The organism is Staphylococcus sp. GDY8P72P, from assembly GCF_016890655.1.
Lineage (GTDB): Bacteria > Bacillota > Bacilli > Staphylococcales > Staphylococcaceae > Staphylococcus > Staphylococcus arlettae.
This window is the reverse complement of record NZ_JAFEQJ010000036.1, coordinates 1-915: the sequence shown is the minus strand read 5'-3', so window position 1 is coordinate 915 and position 915 is coordinate 1. Positions and strand designations below refer to the sequence as shown.

General features: G+C 24.9%; 1 protein-coding gene and 1 pseudogene. Both read left to right on the top strand.

The window, feature by feature from the left end; genetic code table 11:
• A pseudogene (locus tag JVU85_RS13275) lies at positions 1 to 164 on the top strand (replication initiation factor domain-containing protein); the annotation flags it as partial.
• Between the two features lie 25 nt (positions 165 to 189).
• On the top strand, positions 190 to 915 hold a 726-nt coding region (gene ant(9), locus JVU85_RS13270; RefSeq protein WP_204172762.1), incomplete at its 3' end, for an aminoglycoside nucleotidyltransferase ANT(9).

Genomic DNA, 915 nt, shown 5'->3' with positions numbered 1-915 from the left:
GGGGTAAAATCCATAGAAATTCCAGATCTAAATATAAAAAATTAATTAAAGAGATATCTCCAATTGATTTAACTGATTTGATGAAATTGATTTTAAAAGAAAACGAAAAACAATTGCAAAAGCAGATTGATTTTTGGCAACGTGAATTTAGATTTTGGAAATAATATTTAAAGATGAGAGGAGTCAATAATGGAGGAACCAAATAAGCAAATTGATAATGTTTTAATAGAATTGAAACGATTGTTTTCAAAAGATTTATTAGGAGTCTATTTATATGGTTCTTATGTTAAAGGGGGTTTAAAAAAAGATAGTGATGTTGATTTTCTAGTGATAATAAATAGAGATATGACTAAAGAAGAAAAAAGAATATTAATTTCGAAAATTATGCCTATCTCTAAAGAAATTGGTGAAGATACAAGTTTAAAATATATAGAATTAACTGTGCTTAATTATCATGAAAATGAAAATTGGTCTTATCCACCTATTGAAGAGTTTATCTATGGGGAATGGCTTAGAGGAGATTATTTAAATTATTTTATTCCAGAAAAGAATAATAACATTGATTTAACAATATTATTATATCAAGCCAAGCTTTCTTCAATATCAATTTATGGCGAAAATAATATTAATAACTTAATTCCTGATGTTCCATTTATTGATTTACAAAAAGCTATAAAGGAAAGTTCTAAAGAATTGATAAAAGATTTTTATGGTGATGAAACAAATGTTATTTTAACCCTTTGTCGTATGATCGTAACTTATGAAACAGGTAAGTTTTATTCAAAAGATTTAGCTGGCAGTATGATAATAGAAAATTTAGAAATTGAAGAAAATAATTTAATAAGTTTAGCTATTTCTAGTTATAAAAATGGTAATAGCTTTTATTGTGAACTTTTTCCTGTTAAGAGTGTCATT